Here is a 425-nt window from a genome sequence, read left to right as displayed (position 1 = left end):
GGCTACGCCTATGGCAAGGACGGCACGACCCTCGCCTACAAGCTGGGGACCAACAATGCCGGCCTGCTGCTCAAGGGCGCGAAGAAGGTGCCGAAAGGCACGCTGTTCTTCGTCGGCCAGAACGGCCAGCTCTACATGCGCTCCGGCCCCTATCTCGAGGGCGACGGCAAGTTCATGTTCGGATCGAATTGAAGATCGCACATCCGTTGATTTCACCCTTCCCTGAAGGGTGAAGAGGCTAAAACGCCGACGCCAGTTCCTTGGCACCGGGCTTGTTGCTGTTGAAATCCATCCGCTCGTCGGTGACCGCGAGCAGCTTTGCCACCGTGTTGTGGCGGATCGCAACCGGGTTGCGCTCATAACCGCCGCGCTGGAAGAAGTTCGATGTCGGCACCCTCTCGCGCATCGCCTGCGGCATCGTGACC

Annotated in this window: 2 pseudogenes; one reads left to right on the top strand and one right to left on the bottom strand. The window is 61.2% G+C overall.

Going from position 1 to position 425, the window contains the following annotated elements:
* Positions 1–192: pseudogene (locus tag I6F36_RS39000) on the top strand (hypothetical protein); the annotation flags it as partial.
* Positions 193–238: 46 nt separating this feature from the next.
* Here the strand turns inward: I6F36_RS39000 and I6F36_RS38995 are convergent.
* A pseudogene (locus I6F36_RS38995) lies at positions 239–425 on the bottom strand (hypothetical protein); the annotation flags it as partial.

This window comes from Bradyrhizobium sp. BRP19, from assembly GCF_020194195.1.
GTDB lineage: Bacteria > Pseudomonadota > Alphaproteobacteria > Rhizobiales > Xanthobacteraceae > Bradyrhizobium > Bradyrhizobium yuanmingense.
Note: the sequence above shows the minus strand (reverse complement) of the source record. Positions and strands in the feature narration are given on the sequence as shown.